14 protein-coding genes are annotated in these 14,772 nt (G+C 33.5%); 5 read left to right on the top strand and 9 right to left on the bottom strand.

Annotated features, from left to right (window positions below; all coding sequences use genetic code 11):
* Positions 1-131: 131 nt before the first annotated feature.
* The gene (locus IRZ83_RS02280; protein ID WP_029269702.1) at positions 132-611 is read left to right on the top strand and encodes a hypothetical protein; all 480 of its coding nucleotides are present in this window, start codon (positions 132-134) and stop codon (positions 609-611) included.
* A gap of 84 nt (positions 612-695) precedes the next feature.
* On the opposite strand, the gene aspA is transcribed toward IRZ83_RS02280, so the two are convergent.
* Complete coding sequence (gene aspA, locus IRZ83_RS02285; RefSeq protein ID WP_194566548.1) at positions 696-2,105, bottom strand: aspartate ammonia-lyase; 1,410 nt, start codon at positions 2,103-2,105, stop codon at positions 696-698.
* Between the two features lie 133 nt (positions 2,106-2,238).
* Between aspA and IRZ83_RS02290 the strand changes: the two genes are divergently transcribed.
* Positions 2,239-2,817 (top strand): pentapeptide repeat-containing protein, encoded by a 579-nt coding sequence (locus IRZ83_RS02290; RefSeq protein WP_194566550.1) that lies wholly within the window; start codon positions 2,239-2,241, stop codon positions 2,815-2,817.
* Positions 2,818-2,825: 8 nt separating this feature from the next.
* On the opposite strand, the gene IRZ83_RS02295 is transcribed toward IRZ83_RS02290, so the two are convergent.
* The 6 genes from IRZ83_RS02295 to glyA all read right to left on the bottom strand — a co-directional run bounded on the left by IRZ83_RS02295 (position 2,826) and on the right by glyA (position 7,652).
* Positions 2,826-3,143 (bottom strand): nucleotidyltransferase family protein, encoded by a 318-nt coding sequence (locus tag IRZ83_RS02295; protein WP_194566551.1) that lies wholly within the window; start codon positions 3,141-3,143, stop codon positions 2,826-2,828.
* 4 nt (positions 3,144-3,147) lie between these two features.
* Positions 3,148-3,621, bottom strand: coding sequence for a nucleotidyltransferase substrate binding protein (locus tag IRZ83_RS02300; RefSeq protein ID WP_194566553.1), 474 nt, complete (start codon positions 3,619-3,621; stop codon positions 3,148-3,150).
* An 84-nt stretch (positions 3,622-3,705) separates the two neighbouring features.
* A complete protein-coding gene (locus IRZ83_RS02305; protein ID WP_194566555.1) occupies positions 3,706-4,203 on the bottom strand; it encodes a GNAT family N-acetyltransferase in 498 nt (165 codons plus the stop codon).
* A 15-nt stretch (positions 4,204-4,218) separates the two neighbouring features.
* Entirely contained in the window at positions 4,219-5,259 is a 1,041-nt protein-coding gene (locus tag IRZ83_RS02310) for a GMP reductase (RefSeq protein ID WP_194566557.1), read from the bottom strand.
* 384 nt (positions 5,260-5,643) lie between these two features.
* Positions 5,644-6,237 (bottom strand): tRNA-(ms[2]io[6]A)-hydroxylase, encoded by a 594-nt coding sequence (locus IRZ83_RS02315; protein ID WP_029269691.1) that lies wholly within the window; start codon positions 6,235-6,237, stop codon positions 5,644-5,646.
* A gap of 140 nt (positions 6,238-6,377) precedes the next feature.
* Positions 6,378-7,652 (bottom strand): serine hydroxymethyltransferase, encoded by a 1,275-nt coding sequence (gene glyA, locus IRZ83_RS02320; RefSeq protein WP_194566559.1) that lies wholly within the window; start codon positions 7,650-7,652, stop codon positions 6,378-6,380.
* Positions 7,653-7,760: 108 nt separating this feature from the next.
* On the opposite strand from glyA, the gene fahA reads away from it, so the two are divergent.
* Positions 7,761-9,044 carry a fumarylacetoacetase gene (fahA, locus tag IRZ83_RS02325; protein WP_194566561.1) on the top strand — a complete coding sequence of 428 codons (1,284 nt, stop codon included), beginning with the start codon at positions 7,761-7,763 and terminating at the stop codon, positions 9,042-9,044.
* Between the two features lie 161 nt (positions 9,045-9,205).
* On the opposite strand, the gene IRZ83_RS02330 is transcribed toward fahA, so the two are convergent.
* Positions 9,206-10,390, bottom strand: a complete 1,185-nt coding sequence (locus IRZ83_RS02330) for an endonuclease/exonuclease/phosphatase family protein (RefSeq protein ID WP_194566563.1) — start codon at positions 10,388-10,390, stop codon at positions 9,206-9,208.
* A gap of 155 nt (positions 10,391-10,545) precedes the next feature.
* A complete protein-coding gene (locus IRZ83_RS02335) occupies positions 10,546-11,586 on the bottom strand; it encodes an agmatine/peptidylarginine deiminase (protein ID WP_194566565.1) in 1,041 nt (346 codons plus the stop codon).
* A 186-nt stretch (positions 11,587-11,772) separates the two neighbouring features.
* On the opposite strand from IRZ83_RS02335, the gene IRZ83_RS02340 reads away from it, so the two are divergent.
* Positions 11,773-13,290, top strand: coding sequence for a choice-of-anchor I family protein (locus IRZ83_RS02340; RefSeq protein WP_194566567.1), 1,518 nt, complete (start codon positions 11,773-11,775; stop codon positions 13,288-13,290).
* Between the two features lie 202 nt (positions 13,291-13,492).
* Positions 13,493-14,752 (top strand): OmpA family protein, encoded by a 1,260-nt coding sequence (locus tag IRZ83_RS02345; protein WP_194566569.1) that lies wholly within the window; start codon positions 13,493-13,495, stop codon positions 14,750-14,752.
* Positions 14,753-14,772 lie beyond the last annotated feature (20 nt).

The raw sequence follows: 14,772 nt of genomic DNA on the forward strand, positions 1-14,772 counted from the left end.
AATAAAATCTTATTCTGTTTCTTTTTAAGCTTTTAGCAATTACGCAAATTACCAGTTTCAATTATTTTTGCAAAATATTTAATACACCAACAGTAAGGATTTCATTTGAAACATTCCCAAAAAAATAAACAATGAAAAATAATTTTGAATTTACTCTAGAAGACTTTCCAAACGATACTTTTGAATTTGAAAATAATATTTTCTCAGGCAAATCAACATTAAAACAAAATGGGATTCTTGTTGAGCAAACTAAAGAAAAAGGGAAGCCATTTTTATTAAAAACAGCCAATAATGAAACCGTTAAAGCTTTCCCTAAAGCAAATTTTCCAGATATATCAGCACAAGTTTTGAATATAAATGGAACGAAACATCCCATGGCAAAAAAATTAAAATGGTATGAATATTTAATTGGCGGTTTGCCTTTTTTAATAATAATCGGCGGAGGCGCAATTGGAGGATTCATTGGCGGTGCAGCAACAGTAATGAATTATACCTTTTTTAGAGAAAATATTCCTTCATTAAATAAATACCTCAAAGTATTGTTTGTTAATGTAATATGTCTTTTTATATATCTTATTTTAGCTGGTATTTTTTATAAAATATTCTATTAATAAAATGCTTTAAAACATATTTTTAAAAGCATAAAAAAGCCGTCATATAAAAACTGACGGCTTTTTTAGATCATAAATAATCTTTTATTTCGTGATAAATTTTGGATGAATTAAATTCTCTAAAGAATAAATCTCATCCCATTTTTCCTGAGTGATTACTTTTCTCTCGATAACAGCAATTTCATGAACGCTTTTATTTGTTTTTAAAGCTTCCCCGGCAATACTTGCACTTTCTTCATAACCTAAAATAGGGTTCAATTGTGTTACAATTCCAATACTGTTCATTACCATATTATAACAGTGATCAACATTTGCAGTAATTCCGATGATACATTTATCAATTAGAGTTTGAATTGCATTTGAAAGATAGTCTAACGATGTAAACATAGCAAAAGCAATTACTGGTTCCATTACATTTAATTGTAATTGTCCTGCTTCAGCTGCCATAGTAACCGTTAAATCCTGTCCGATTACGTAAAAACAAGTCTGGTTGACTACTTCTGGAATTACCGGATTTACTTTTCCGGGCATAATAGAAGACCCCGGCTGACGTGCGGGCAAATTAATTTCGTTTATACCTGTTCTTGGTCCAGAACTCAATAATCTTAAATCGTTGCAGATTTTAGAGATTTTTACAGCCGTTCTTTTTAATGTTCCCATGATTTGAACATACGCTCCAGTATCGACTGTCGCTTCAATTAAATCTGGTGAAAGTGTTAGCGGAATTCCAACTTCTTTTGCTAAGTAGTTTACACAAATTTCAGGATATCCTTCTGGTGCATTTACTCTTGTACCAATTGCAGTAGCTCCCATATTGATTTCTAAAACCAGGCTCTGAGCATCTTTTAACCTTCGTACATCTTCACCAATTGTAGTTGCGTAAGATTTAAATTCTTGTCCTAAAGTCATCGGAACGGCATCTTGCAATTGCGTTCTTCCCATTTTTAAAACATTTTTAAACTCCTCTCCTTTTGCAGCAAAAGCGATTTCCAAGCCTTCTAATGTTTTAATAAAACTTTCCATTTTCAAGTAAAGTGCAATTCTAAAAGCAGACGGGTACGCATCATTTGTAGATTGAGAACAGTTAACATGATTATTTGGGTGAAGGAAATTGTATTCCCCTTTTTTATGTCCGAGATATTCTAAACCAATATTGGCAATTACTTCATTTGCATTCATATTTACTGAAGTTCCCGCCCCGCCCTGAATCAAGTCGCTTACAAATTCTTTATCGAATTTACCTGCAATAACCTGATCACTTCCGTAGCAAATTGCTTCGGCAATTTTAGGATCTAAAGCGCCACAGTCTTTATTTGCCATAGCAGCGGCTTTTTTTACATACCCTAAAGCTTTGATAAATAAAGGTTCTTTTGAAATTGGAATTCCCGTAATATTAAAATTCTCTACAGCTCTAAAGGTCTGAATACCATAATATAGTTGATTAGGAATATCTAATTCTCCTAAAAAATCATGTTCTTTTCTTGTTGATTCCATATTTTGTAATTATCATTTTTACTTTAAAAAAAATCAACGTAAAGCTACATCAAATTATAAATTTTGACTGTAAATTTTGCATAATATTTTACTTAAATTAGTATCTTTTCAACCTAAAAAATTAAAAGTCACCTTGAAAAAAGAGAGCGAATATTTCCTTGATAAAGAATACGATACTATTATTTATAATCGAGACGATCTTAATTTTAAGGATTTCGAATGCTGTATATTTAATAATTGCAATTTTTCCGCCTGCACCTTTTTAGCTGTTACTTTTATTGACTGCATTTTTAATGATTGTACTTTTAGTGAAGCAAAGATTAATTACGTCGCTTTTAGAACTGCATCTTTTAATCGATGCGAAATTAAGGAAGTGAATTTCGCCATGTGTGACAAACTAATTTTTGAAGTTCATTTTTACGATTGCATCCTTGATTTTTCTAAGTTTTACACGCTAAAAATCAAAGGAACTACTTTTACCAACTGCAGTTTAATTGCGGTAGATTTTATGGCAACAGATCTTACAAGCGTACTTTTTGATAATTGCGATTTATATCGCTCAGAATTTGACAAGGCAACTGCCAACAAAGCCGATTTTAAGACCAGTTACAATTATACAATTGATCCATCAAAAACTAAGCTCAAAAAAGCTGTTTTTGCTTTAAAAGAAGTAAAAGGATTATTATTTAAACATGATATTATTGTGAGTTAATACACAAATTAATAAGATTTGCCTTTTTTATAAAACTGTTTACCTACTCTATTTATATGATTTACCAAATGAGGGTTTTCAATTTTATCAAAGATTATTAAATCAATAAAATTGGGTATATATAACTCTTCTAATTTGTTTTCGATTTGTTGCAAAGTTGACAAATCAATCAATTTTCCTTTTATTGCTAAGTCAATATCAGAATTATCTCTATAGTTTCCTTTCGCTCTTGAGCCAAATATTATGACTTCATCAATATTAAAATACTGATGAAATACTGAATTAATTTTAGTTATATAATTTGAAGAAAGACCAAACGAACTCATAAAATTAAATTAGATTAATTTGTTCACCACTTTTTTTTTCTTTCATTTTTTTTTGAAAATCTAAAAACAATTGGAAATAGTCATTAATTATTTTATTAAATATTTCATTTGCAATTTCCTCATTATAAGTATGAGAAGTTTTATTACGGCTCTGAATCATATCCATCCACATTTCAGCATTTTCAATTATATGTAATCTAAAAGCTTCCCTTGTTGCATCTCTAGAACCCCCAACTGTCGAATTTCCCTGAAAAAAAGCATAATCTTTCATTACATTCCAAGCTAATTCATGAGTATATTCAAATCTTTGAATTAGGCCTTCTTTTATTAGTTCCTCTACAACATATCCTAAATTATCAGCATCTAATTCATCTTTGTCATCTAAATAATTTTGTTTTATATAATTTACTGATTCGTCTAACTTTAATAGCGCTTTATTAAAATTAGAAAATCTTTGTTCCCATCTTATATCTTCCATATTATTTTTTTTACAAAGTTAGCTTTTTTAATATTTAGCTAAGTACAATTACAGTCAATGCCTTTTTATGATTTATTTTAACCCTTACAACCGCTTTTCCATCACATAATCTTCCATCAAAAATCCATTTCCAATGTCAATATTGACTTCATCGGTAACTTCAAATCCTAGTTTTTGATAGAAACGGAGTGCGTTATTAAATCTATTTACATTCAGTGATAATGCGATTGATTTTTTTTCAAATGCTAATTTTTCGATTTCAGCTATAACCTTTTTTCCTACTCCTTTTCCCTGAGTTTCTGGCAAAAGATATATTTTATGAATTCTAGTTACGAATCCATTTTTGTAATTATGTTCAATTCCGATAAAACCAACTGTTGTTTCATCATCTAAAATTAAATAAAACAACTGTTCTTTCTTTTCAAATTGAGTTTTTAAAGCTTCATCTGAATAAATTAGATCCAACATATAATCTAACTGTTCTTTAGATAAAATTTCTCCATAGGTCAGTGGCCAAGTTAAATGTGCTATTTCTTGAATTGTTTTAAGATCTGCTATTGTTGCTTCTGAAAGTGAAATCATTATTTTGAAAATATTCTAATTTGTAAAAACTTGATTTTCTTGTTCGCTTACTCTTATAAAAGTAGTTCGCTTGGTCAATTCTTTTAATCTCGAAGCGCCCACATAGGTACAAGTACTTCTTAAACCTCCTAAAATATCTAATACTGTATTTATTACATTTCCTTTAAACGGCACCTGAACTGTTTTTCCTTCGCTTGCGCGATATTCAGCAACGCCGCCAACATGTTTGTCCATCGCAGTTGTAGAACTCATTCCGTAAAATTGTTTGAATTTCTTGCCTTCAACTTCGATCAATTCTCCACCACTTTCAGTATGTCCTGCCAGCATTCCGCCGAGCATTACAAAGTCTGAACCTGCTCCAAATGCTTTGGCAACATCTCCGGGAGTGCTGCATCCGCCGTCGCTTATAATATGTCCGCCTAATCCGTGCGCTGCATCTGCACATTCTATAATCGCTGAAAGCTGCGGATAACCCACGCCTGTTTTTACGCGAGTTGTACAAACAGATCCCGGCCCAATCCCGACTTTTACAATATCAGCTCCGGCCAATAATAGTTCTTCGACCATTTCACCCGTAACTACATTTCCTGCAATAATAACTTTATCCGGATATTGTTTTCGCGTTTGTTTTAAAAACTGTACAAAATGTTCTGAATAACCGTTCGCAACGTCAATACAAATAAATTTTAATAGCGGATTTGCTGTTATTATTTCACCAATTTTTGCAAAATCTTCTTTTCCTGTTCCGGTACTAATTGCTATAAAATCATAGAAATCTGGGTTTGCATCTTTCAGAAAATCATGCCATTCCTGAGGAGAATAATGCTTATGAATGGCTGTAAAAAGCTTTTCTTTAGCTAAAACTTTAGCCATTTCGAAAGTACCAACTGTATCCATATTTGCCGCCATAATAGGAATTCCTGTCCAAATAGCTGTACTGTGTAAAAACTTGAAATTTCTTTCTAAAGATACTTCAGATCTGCTTTTCAGCGTTGATCTTTTTGGTCGAATCATTACGTCCTTAAATCCTAATTTCAGATCAGTTTCTATTCTCATGGCTTTGAATTTTGGTTACTTTCAAAGATACAATTTTAGATTGTAGTCCCGAAGCTTCGGGATAGAATTTAGATTATTAAAATTTTGCGTTTATTTGGAACGCGGATGTGACCGATTCGCTTTGCGAAGACGGGGATTTTTTATTTTAGAGTTTTACAGAGATTCACAAAGATGGCACGGAGATTCAAGAAATTTTTTAATTGGAACGTACCTTTTGACGCAGATGACACAGATTCGCTTCGCGAAGACGCGGATTTATACTGATTTTATTTATTGTAAACCTGAAATTTTCAATCAGAACGCGTTTAGATTTCACTCAACGTGACAAACTTGAAACAAAGAAAACCTGAAACCTGAAATAAAAAAAGCCTGAAACAAAACTTTTTACCCGTGAATCGTCTCTCCTTTTCCGTAATTTTTAATGATTGATTCTTCATAGGCAAGCCATTCTCTCCAACGTTTTTCTACATCAATTCCAACTCCGTATTTACGAGCGTAAGTAATGAATGTAGTATAATGTCCAGCTTCACTTTCCATTAATTCTCTGTAAAAAACAGCTAATTCTTCGTCCTGAATGTTTTCAGATAAAACCTTAAAACGTTCGCAGCTTCTTGCTTCGATCATCGCTGAAAAAAGCAATCTTTCGACTAATCCAGAAACACGGCTTCCGTCGCCGCTTTTTTTCATATATAAATACAATTCATTTACATAATCGTCTTTGCGTTCGCGACCTAATTTTAAGCCTCTTTTGATAATAATATTATGAACCTGTTCAAAATGATCGATTTCTTCTTTGGCTAAAGCCAATAAATCTTTCACCAAATCTTGATGTTCAGAGTTATTCGTTATAATTGTAATCGCATTTGTTGCTGCTTTTTGCTCGCACCAAGCATGATCTGTCAAGATTTCTTCAATGTTTTTCTCTACAATATTTACCCATCTTGGGTCTGTTGGCAGTTGTAATCTTAGTACGCCCATGTCTTTTTGTTTTTTTGTTTCAGGTTTTCTTTGTTTCAAGTTTCAGATTCGATCCGAAACTAAAAAAGTTTAAAGTTTTGTTCTACGTTTTTTTACGCGTCACAAAACTTTAAACTTGAAACTTTAAACTTGAAACTATATTAATATACGAAAATAGGTCTTTCGCTCATCATTTCATTTACTTCGTTAGCTACTTCTTCGATAACTGTTTCGTTTGTATGATCAGACAAAACTTTATCGATAAGCGCTACGATAGTTTCCATATCTTCTTCAATTAAACCACGAGTTGTGATTGCAGCTGTTCCTACGCGAATTCCAGATGTGATAAATGGAGATTTATCGTCAAATGGAACCATATTTTTATTTACTGTAATTTCTGCTTTTACTAATGCATTTTCAGCTTCTTTACCAGAAATGTTTTTATTTCTTAAGTCAATAAGCATCATGTGGTTATCGGTTCCGCCAGAAATAATTTGGTATCCTCTTTTTACAAATGCATCTGCCATAGCGTTTGCATTTTTTTGCAATTGCATAGCATACGTAAAGAACTCATCTTTTAATGCTTCACCAAAAGCAACAGCTTTAGCAGCAATAATGTGCATTAATGGTCCACCTTGATTTCCTGGGAAAACAGCAAGATCTAATAATGATGACATCATTCTGATTTCTCCTTTTGGAGTTTTCAAACCTTGTGGATTTTCGAAATCTTTTCCCATCAAAATCAAACCTCCACGTGGCCCACGCAAAGTTTTGTGTGTTGTCGTAGAAACGATATGACAATGAGGAATCGGGTCATTCATTAATCCTTTTGCAATTAAACCTGCAGGGTGAGAAATATCAGCAAATAAGATCGCTCCTACGCTGTCAGCGATTTCTCTGAAACGTGCAAAATCCATATCGCGAGAATAAGCAGATGCTCCGGCGATGATTAATTTTGGCTGTTCTTTAGTCGCAATTTCTTGAATTTTGTCATAATCTAAACGACCAGTTTCAGCATCTACACCGTAAAAAACTGGCTTGTATAAACGACCTGAAAAGTTTACTGGAGAACCGTGAGTTAAGTGACCACCATGAGATAAATCAAAACCTAAGATAGTATCACCAGGATTTAAACAAGCGTGGTAAACTGCTGTATTAGCTTGAGAACCTGAGTGAGGTTGTACGTTTGCGTATTCAGCACCAAATAATTCTTTTGCTCTGTCTATTGCAATTTGCTCGATAACGTCAACTACTTCGCAACCGCCGTAGTATCTTTTGCCAGGATAACCTTCGGCATATTTATTAGTTAAAACAGAACCAGCTGCTTCCATTACTTCGTCACTTACAAAATTCTCAGAAGCAATAAGTTCTAGTCCGTGAATTTGTCTGTCTTGTTCCTCTAGTATAAGGTCAAAAATTTGTTCGTCGCGTTGCATTTTTTCGTTTTTCGTTAATTTCCTGCAAAAATACAAAAAAACGTTTGTCAAACTGTTAGATTATGATATATTTGACATACAATTTTTCAACAAATAATTAACATTCACATGCCAATAACCGCCAACGATACCAAAAGAAAATCATGGTTAGAAGTGCCAGAAAATAGCGACTTCCCTATTCAAAATATTCCTTTCGGTGTATTTCTTACTAAAGAAAATGTCGTTACAGTAGGAACAAGAATTGGCGATTACGCTATAGATTTAGGAGCTTTACAACAATTGAACTATTTTGAAGGAATAGATTTAACTGATGATATGTTCATGCAAGACACGCTTAATGATTTTATTTCTGATGGAAAAAAAACATGGCGTTTAGTTCGAAATCGTATCGCTGAAATTTTCGATGAAACGAACCCTCAACTTAGAGATTCAACAAAAGATAAAGATATTGTTATTTTTAAAATTGATGATGTCGAAATGCAATTGCCGGTTTTAATTGGCGATTATACTGACTTTTATTCAAGTAAAGAACACGCTACTAACGTAGGAAAAATGTTCCGTGATCCTGAAAATGCTTTATTGCCAAACTGGCTTCATATACCTGTAGGTTATCACGGAAGAAGTTCTACTATTGTTCCGTCTGGCATTCCGGTTCACAGACCAATGGGACAAACTTTGCCTGCTGGAGAAAAATATCCTGTTTTTGGTCCGTCTCGTTTAGTGGATTTTGAATTAGAAACTGCTTTTATTACAACCGACGTTAATGTAATGGGAGAAAATATCCCCACTTACGAAGCTGAAGATTATATTTTCGGAATGGTTTTATTGAATGACTGGAGTGCACGCGATATTCAGAAATGGGAATATGTGCCACTTGGACCATTCTTAGCAAAAAACTTTGCGACCTCTATTTCTCCTTGGATTGTGACTATGGATGCTTTAGAGCCTTTTAGAACAAAAGGTCCAAAACAAGATCCGTCGCCGCTTCCTTATTTACAAACAAAAGGCAAAAAAGCTTTTGATATTCATTTAGAAGTTTCACTTAAACCTGAAGAAGCAGAAGAAACTATAGTTTCAAAATCAAATTTTAAATATTTATATTGGTCAATGAGTCAGCAATTAGCGCATCATACTTCAAACGGATGCCGTGTGAATTCTGGTGATATGATGGGCTCTGGAACTATTTCTGGACCAACTCCAGACAGCTTCGGTTCTATGTTAGAACTGACTTGGGGAGGAAAAAATCCGATTAAATTAAAAGATGGAAGCGAACGTAAATTTATAGAAGATAACGATACCGTAATCATAAGAGGTTTCTGCGAAAATGCTGAAGTACGAATTGGTTTTGGAGAAGTTTGCAGTCAATTATTGCCTCCCTTTATCAGACCATAAGGAGTCCTAAAATATTAATTTTAGTTCATATAATAAAGAGCTTGTTAGAATTAAACTAACAAGCTCTTTTTGTTTTGAGTCTCGCATTCTGAGGCTTCGGGAGCGAAGTTGCAAAGATTTTTTTGCGTTTAAAAAACAAAAAAATATAGAGAAGAAGTTATTTACTCCAAAACTACCTTCACCCAAACTAAACGATGATCTGAACTTGATTCACGTTTTTCAACCAATTCTGACATTGGTTCACCTTTTGCAGGCCAGAATACACCGCTGTTGATAACCTTAAAACCAAGTTTTGAAGGCAATACATAATCAGCACGCATTCTCCAAAAGGCAGTATGATTAATTCCGAAAGGGTTTTGAGGACTATGTTCCGCACCTCCTTTACTTGCAGGTGTAAGGTCGCTGTTAACTTTAGGATGGTCAAGTAATGACTTTATACCTTCCATAATAGCATTTCCTTCTACCGGTGAAGCATTTTGATCACCCACTATAACAAATTGAGAATTCGAAGGTAAACCTCCTTTTATCCCTTTGTCATCATAAATATACGAAGCTGTATTGTCTGAAATATAGTCCTTCCAGAAACGGATTTCATCATGATTTCTTTTTCCATTACGATCTTCTGCACCATCAAAAGAAGGAGGAGTAGGATGACTGGCTAAAATATGAACCGTTTTCTTGCCAATTTGAACAGGAACGTCCCAGTGAGATTTGGAAGATAATGGAAATTGCTCCCATGCTTCCTTGCTATACCAATCCGAACCATCCGCGTTTTTGGTAAGCAATGCTCCCGGCATATCTTTCCATTTAAAATGTTGAAAAGTACGGACTGCCTTAACATCAATAGGGTATTTTGACAAAATCATCATAGCATATTGACCAGGATACATACCAAATCCCCAAGCATCACTTCCAAAATTTTCTGACTTTCCGTCATTGTTCAAATCGTAAGGGCTTGGCTGACCAGTATTCACCGTTGAGTAATAGAAATAAGGATAATCAATAGCCGTTGCTCCGCCTTGAGCCACTTTTAAATAATTTTTAATAAACGCCTTTACCCCAAGTTTAGGATTTTTAATGTAATCAAACTCGTTTAGCAAAATAACATCCGGCCTTACCGTCTGAATAATTTGGGCGATGTTTTTAATTTGAACGTTATTTCCTGAATCAAGCTGATTGATCAATATCTGCTCCGAATTTCCCTTCGTACCTCTCGGAAAATAGTTTTCAGATTCCATACTTACATTATAGGTAGCAAATGTAAGTTCAACTGGTTTTTGTGGATTAGTTTGTGAAAAAAGAGCTCCCTGAGAAAGCATAGAAAGGACCAAAAATATTTTTTTCATTATAAAAATTGAATCTGCATTGCTGCATTTGTTGACTGGACAAATTTAAGAATGTTGCCGGGACGCACGGTAGTTCCGTATGTTAAGTATATGTAAATAAAAAAGCTGTCACTAAAAGTGACAGCTCAATAATATTGTATAATTAGAGGCGAAAATTAAGCCGGAATCTGTTGGCTTAAACAATGTAAGGTTCCGAATCCCCAGATAAAATCAATACAGCTAATTCCGATTACTTCACGATCAGGAAAACATTCTGATAATATATTTAAAGCTACGCGATCGTTGCTGTCATTAAAAGTTGGAACTAAAACGCAATTATTCAAAATCAAGAAATTAGCATAACTTGCCGGTAATCTTAAATCTTCAAAATCAACACGTTTTGGCATTGGAAGCGCTACAATTGTCGGCGATTTTCCGTCTTCTAATTTTGCATTTTGTAAACGCTTTAAATTATCCTGTAAAGGTTTATAATTTGAATCGTTTTTATCTGTTTCAACAATTGTTACAATGGTATCTTCATTTACAAATCGGCATAAATCGTCGATATGACCATGTGTATCATCTCCTTCAATTCCGTTTCCAAGCCAGATTACGTTGGTAATTCCTAAGTATTCTTTAAAAACAGCTTCGTAATCTTCTTTAGTGAAATTTTTATTTCGAACCTGAGTTGTAGGATGCATCAAACATTCTTCAGAGGTTAACAAAGTTCCTCTTCCATTTACATCAATTGCGCCACCTTCAACAATTACTGGTTTTCCTTTATAAGTAACCTGAGTTAATGGCACATCAATAAAATCAGCAATTTTGCCTGGAACAAATTTATCTAATTGATAATTTTTATATTTTGCCCAGCCATTAAAGTTGAAATTTAAAGCTTCTCTTTTAGAACCATTTTTCACAATAATTGGTCCAGAATCACGCATCCAGCTTCTATTTGTTTTATGTATAATGAAAGAAACATTCGCAAGATTTACGCGCGCACTTTCTAACATTTCGGTAACTTTTGCTTTTAATTTTTCATCGGCTACGACCAAAAAAACAGTTTCAAAAGTTGCGACTTTTTTAATAAATTCTACAAAAGCCCATTGAACGGTTTCGTATTTTCCCGGCCAATCGTTGCCATTATGCGGAAAACACAATACAATTCCTTGTTGCTTTTCCCATTCTGCTGGAAATCTTCTATTATTTGTTGACATAAAGAGGTTCTAATTTTAAAAGAGCACAAAGATAAACATTCAAAAGGATTATAAAAAATACAGTAAAATTCAAATCAAAATTATGCCAAAATATGTGGTAAAATTTAAGTTAAAGATTAAATAATGAAGCCTTAATATACACCCAAGTTCTCCTAATTACTTTTGACAAACTAAAAACTATTTAAAATGAAAAAACTAACTATCTCATTATTAGCAGCACTTTTTATAATGGCAAGCTGTAATAACGATGAAAATTCAAAAGGAGAACCTGAAGTTGCAGTAAATGAAAATCCAGCTTCTTTTAAGGAAATTGGGTCTATCACCATTGGCGGTGAAGCTGCTGCTGAAATTTCTGCTTATGATGAAAAAACAAAAAGACTTTTTACAGTAAATAACAGTAGTACAAATCAAATTGATGTAATTGATATTTCTGACCCAACAAAACCTGTTAAAGTTGGCAAAATTGATTTAACACCATATGAAGGTGCTTCAAATAGTGTTTCTATTTACGACGGAAAGCTTGCTGTTGCTTTAGAATCAACAGTTAACAAACAAGGAAACGGAAAAGTCGTTGTTTTTAACACCACAGATTATAGCTTAATAAAACAAGTTACCGTTGGTGCATTGCCAGATATGATTACTTTTTCAGCTGACGGAAAATATATTATGACCGCTAATGAAGGCGAACCAAATACTGATTATTCTCAAGATCCAAACGGAACTATTTCTATTATTGAAACAAGCACATATACTGTTACAACATTAGATTTTGCTTCTTTCAGCGGTCAGGCAGCGACATTAGCTAAGGACGGATTTAGAATTTCAAAATTTGCTAAAAGTTTTGCTCAAGATATTGAGCCTGAATACATTACTATTTCTGACGATTCTAAAACAGCTTGGGTAACTTTACAGGAAAATAATGGCGTTGCAAAAGTAGATTTAACATCTAAAACTATTACAACTATTTATCCTTTAGGATTTAAAGATTTTAATACTGCTGATAACGCGATTGATGTAAGCGATAAAGATGATAAAGTAGCTTTTAATCCATGGAAAGTAAAAGGTATGTTCATGCCAGACGCTATTAGTCATTTTTCTGCTAATAATGTTCCGTATTTTGTAACAGCTAATGAAGGAGATGCCAGAGAATATAATGCCAATACTGATATTAAGCGAATGAAAGACATGAAGTTAGACGCAACAGTTTTTCCTGATGCTGCTACTTTAAAATTAGAATCTAATTTAGGAAGATTGAATTTGATTGCTGATATGGGTGATACTGACGGCGATGGTGACTTAGATGAAATGGTAAGTTTTGGCGCACGTTCTTTCTCTATATGGAATGGAAATACTGGAAAAATTGTCTTTGACAGCAAAAATGAGGTTGACAAAAAAACTCAGGAATTGGGAACTTACGATGATAAAAGAAGCGATGACAAAGGTTCTGAACCAGAAGCTGTTGTGGTAGCTAAAATGGGAACTCAAAACATATTATTTGTTGGTATAGAAAGATCTGATGCATTTATGACTTACGATGTTACAAATCCAGCTTCTCCTCAATATTTGCAAACCGTAAAAACAGGCGATGCACCAGAAGGTGTACTTTTTATTCCGGCTTCTAAGAGTCCAACAAAAAGAAGTTTATTAGTTGTCAGCAGCGAAGGAGATGGCACAATTAAAATTTATCAGCCAGATTTAAAGTAATCGATATAGTAAAAATCAAAAAAAGGATAAAAATTAAATTTTATCCTTTTTTTTTATAAAATATTTAACTTTAATTAACACATTTTCAGAATTCTAAGTTAATTAGTGGGAATTATGTAAGACCCGATACAACACATATCATAAACATGAGCGATACTTTTGTCAGGAATTAAAATAAAAAACAAATTAAATTTTTGATATCATGAAAAAGAAATTAGCATCATTATCTTTATTACTATTAACAGTCGCTGCGGGCGCTCAAAATATGGCTACAACTTCTGCAAAGCCATCTACTGACCAAGAGTACAACAAATGGTCTATCGAATTAAATGGTGGTGTTAACAAACCAACCAGAACGATGACTCCAGGTTATTCAACAGAATCTTTAAATTTCTTTCACGCAGATTTAGGTGCTAGATACATGTTCAATCCTAAGTTTGGTTTGAAATTAGATGTTGGTTACGATCAATTTAAAGAACGTGAAAATACTCCTGACTTCGAAAGCAGATATGTTAGAGCAAGTTTACAAGGTGTTGTTAACGTAGGAAGAGCTTTAAATTTTGAAACTTGGACAAATACAATTGGTATTTTGGCTCATGGTGGTTTTGGAGTTTCTCAAATTAGTACTGAAACTGGGCCAGGCGGACAAGATTACATGGCTCACGGAATTGCTGGTTTGACTGGACAAATTAAATTAAGCAACAGAGTTGCATTGACAGGTGACCTTACAGGAATTGTTAATGGAAGACAAAACTGGAACTTTGACGGAATGGGTAATACTACAAGCGGTTCTTTTGACGGAGTATTGTTAAACGCTTCTGTTGGTTTGACTTTCTATCTAGGTAAAAATGCAAAACATGCTGACTGGGTTGGTGAAGAAGATCGTTACAAAGAATTGGAAGAAAGAGTTACAACAATCGAAACTGGACTTATCGACACTGATAAAGATGGTGTTGCTGACTTATATGATTTAGAACCAAATACAGTTTCTGGAGTAGCAGTAAATACAAAAGGACAATCTATTGATACGAATCAAAATGGTGTTCCTGATGAGTTAGAAAGCTATTTAGAAAAAACTTACGGACAAAACGGTAAAGCAGTTGCAACTAACGGTACTATCGAAGAATTGATTAATGGCGGATATGTAAATGTTTATTTTGATTTTAATTCATCTAAACCAACAAATGCTTCATTATCTGGTGTTGATTTCTTAGTGAAATACTTGAAAAACAATCCAGGTAAAACTGCCGATATCATTGGATATTCTGACGAAATTGGAAGTTCTAACTATAACACTGAATTGTCTAGAAAAAGAGCTGAAGCTGTGAAAAGCGTAGCTACAAACGCTGGAATCGATGCTTCTAGATTGAATGTAATTGCTAACGGAGAAGATACTTCTGTAAACAAAAATTCTAAAGAAGCACGTCAAATCGTGAGAAGAGTTACTTTCCAAGTAAAATAATTCTAAAAGAATTTAAATAT

Source organism: Flavobacterium sp. JLP (genome assembly GCF_015350755.1).
GTDB lineage: Bacteria > Bacteroidota > Bacteroidia > Flavobacteriales > Flavobacteriaceae > Flavobacterium.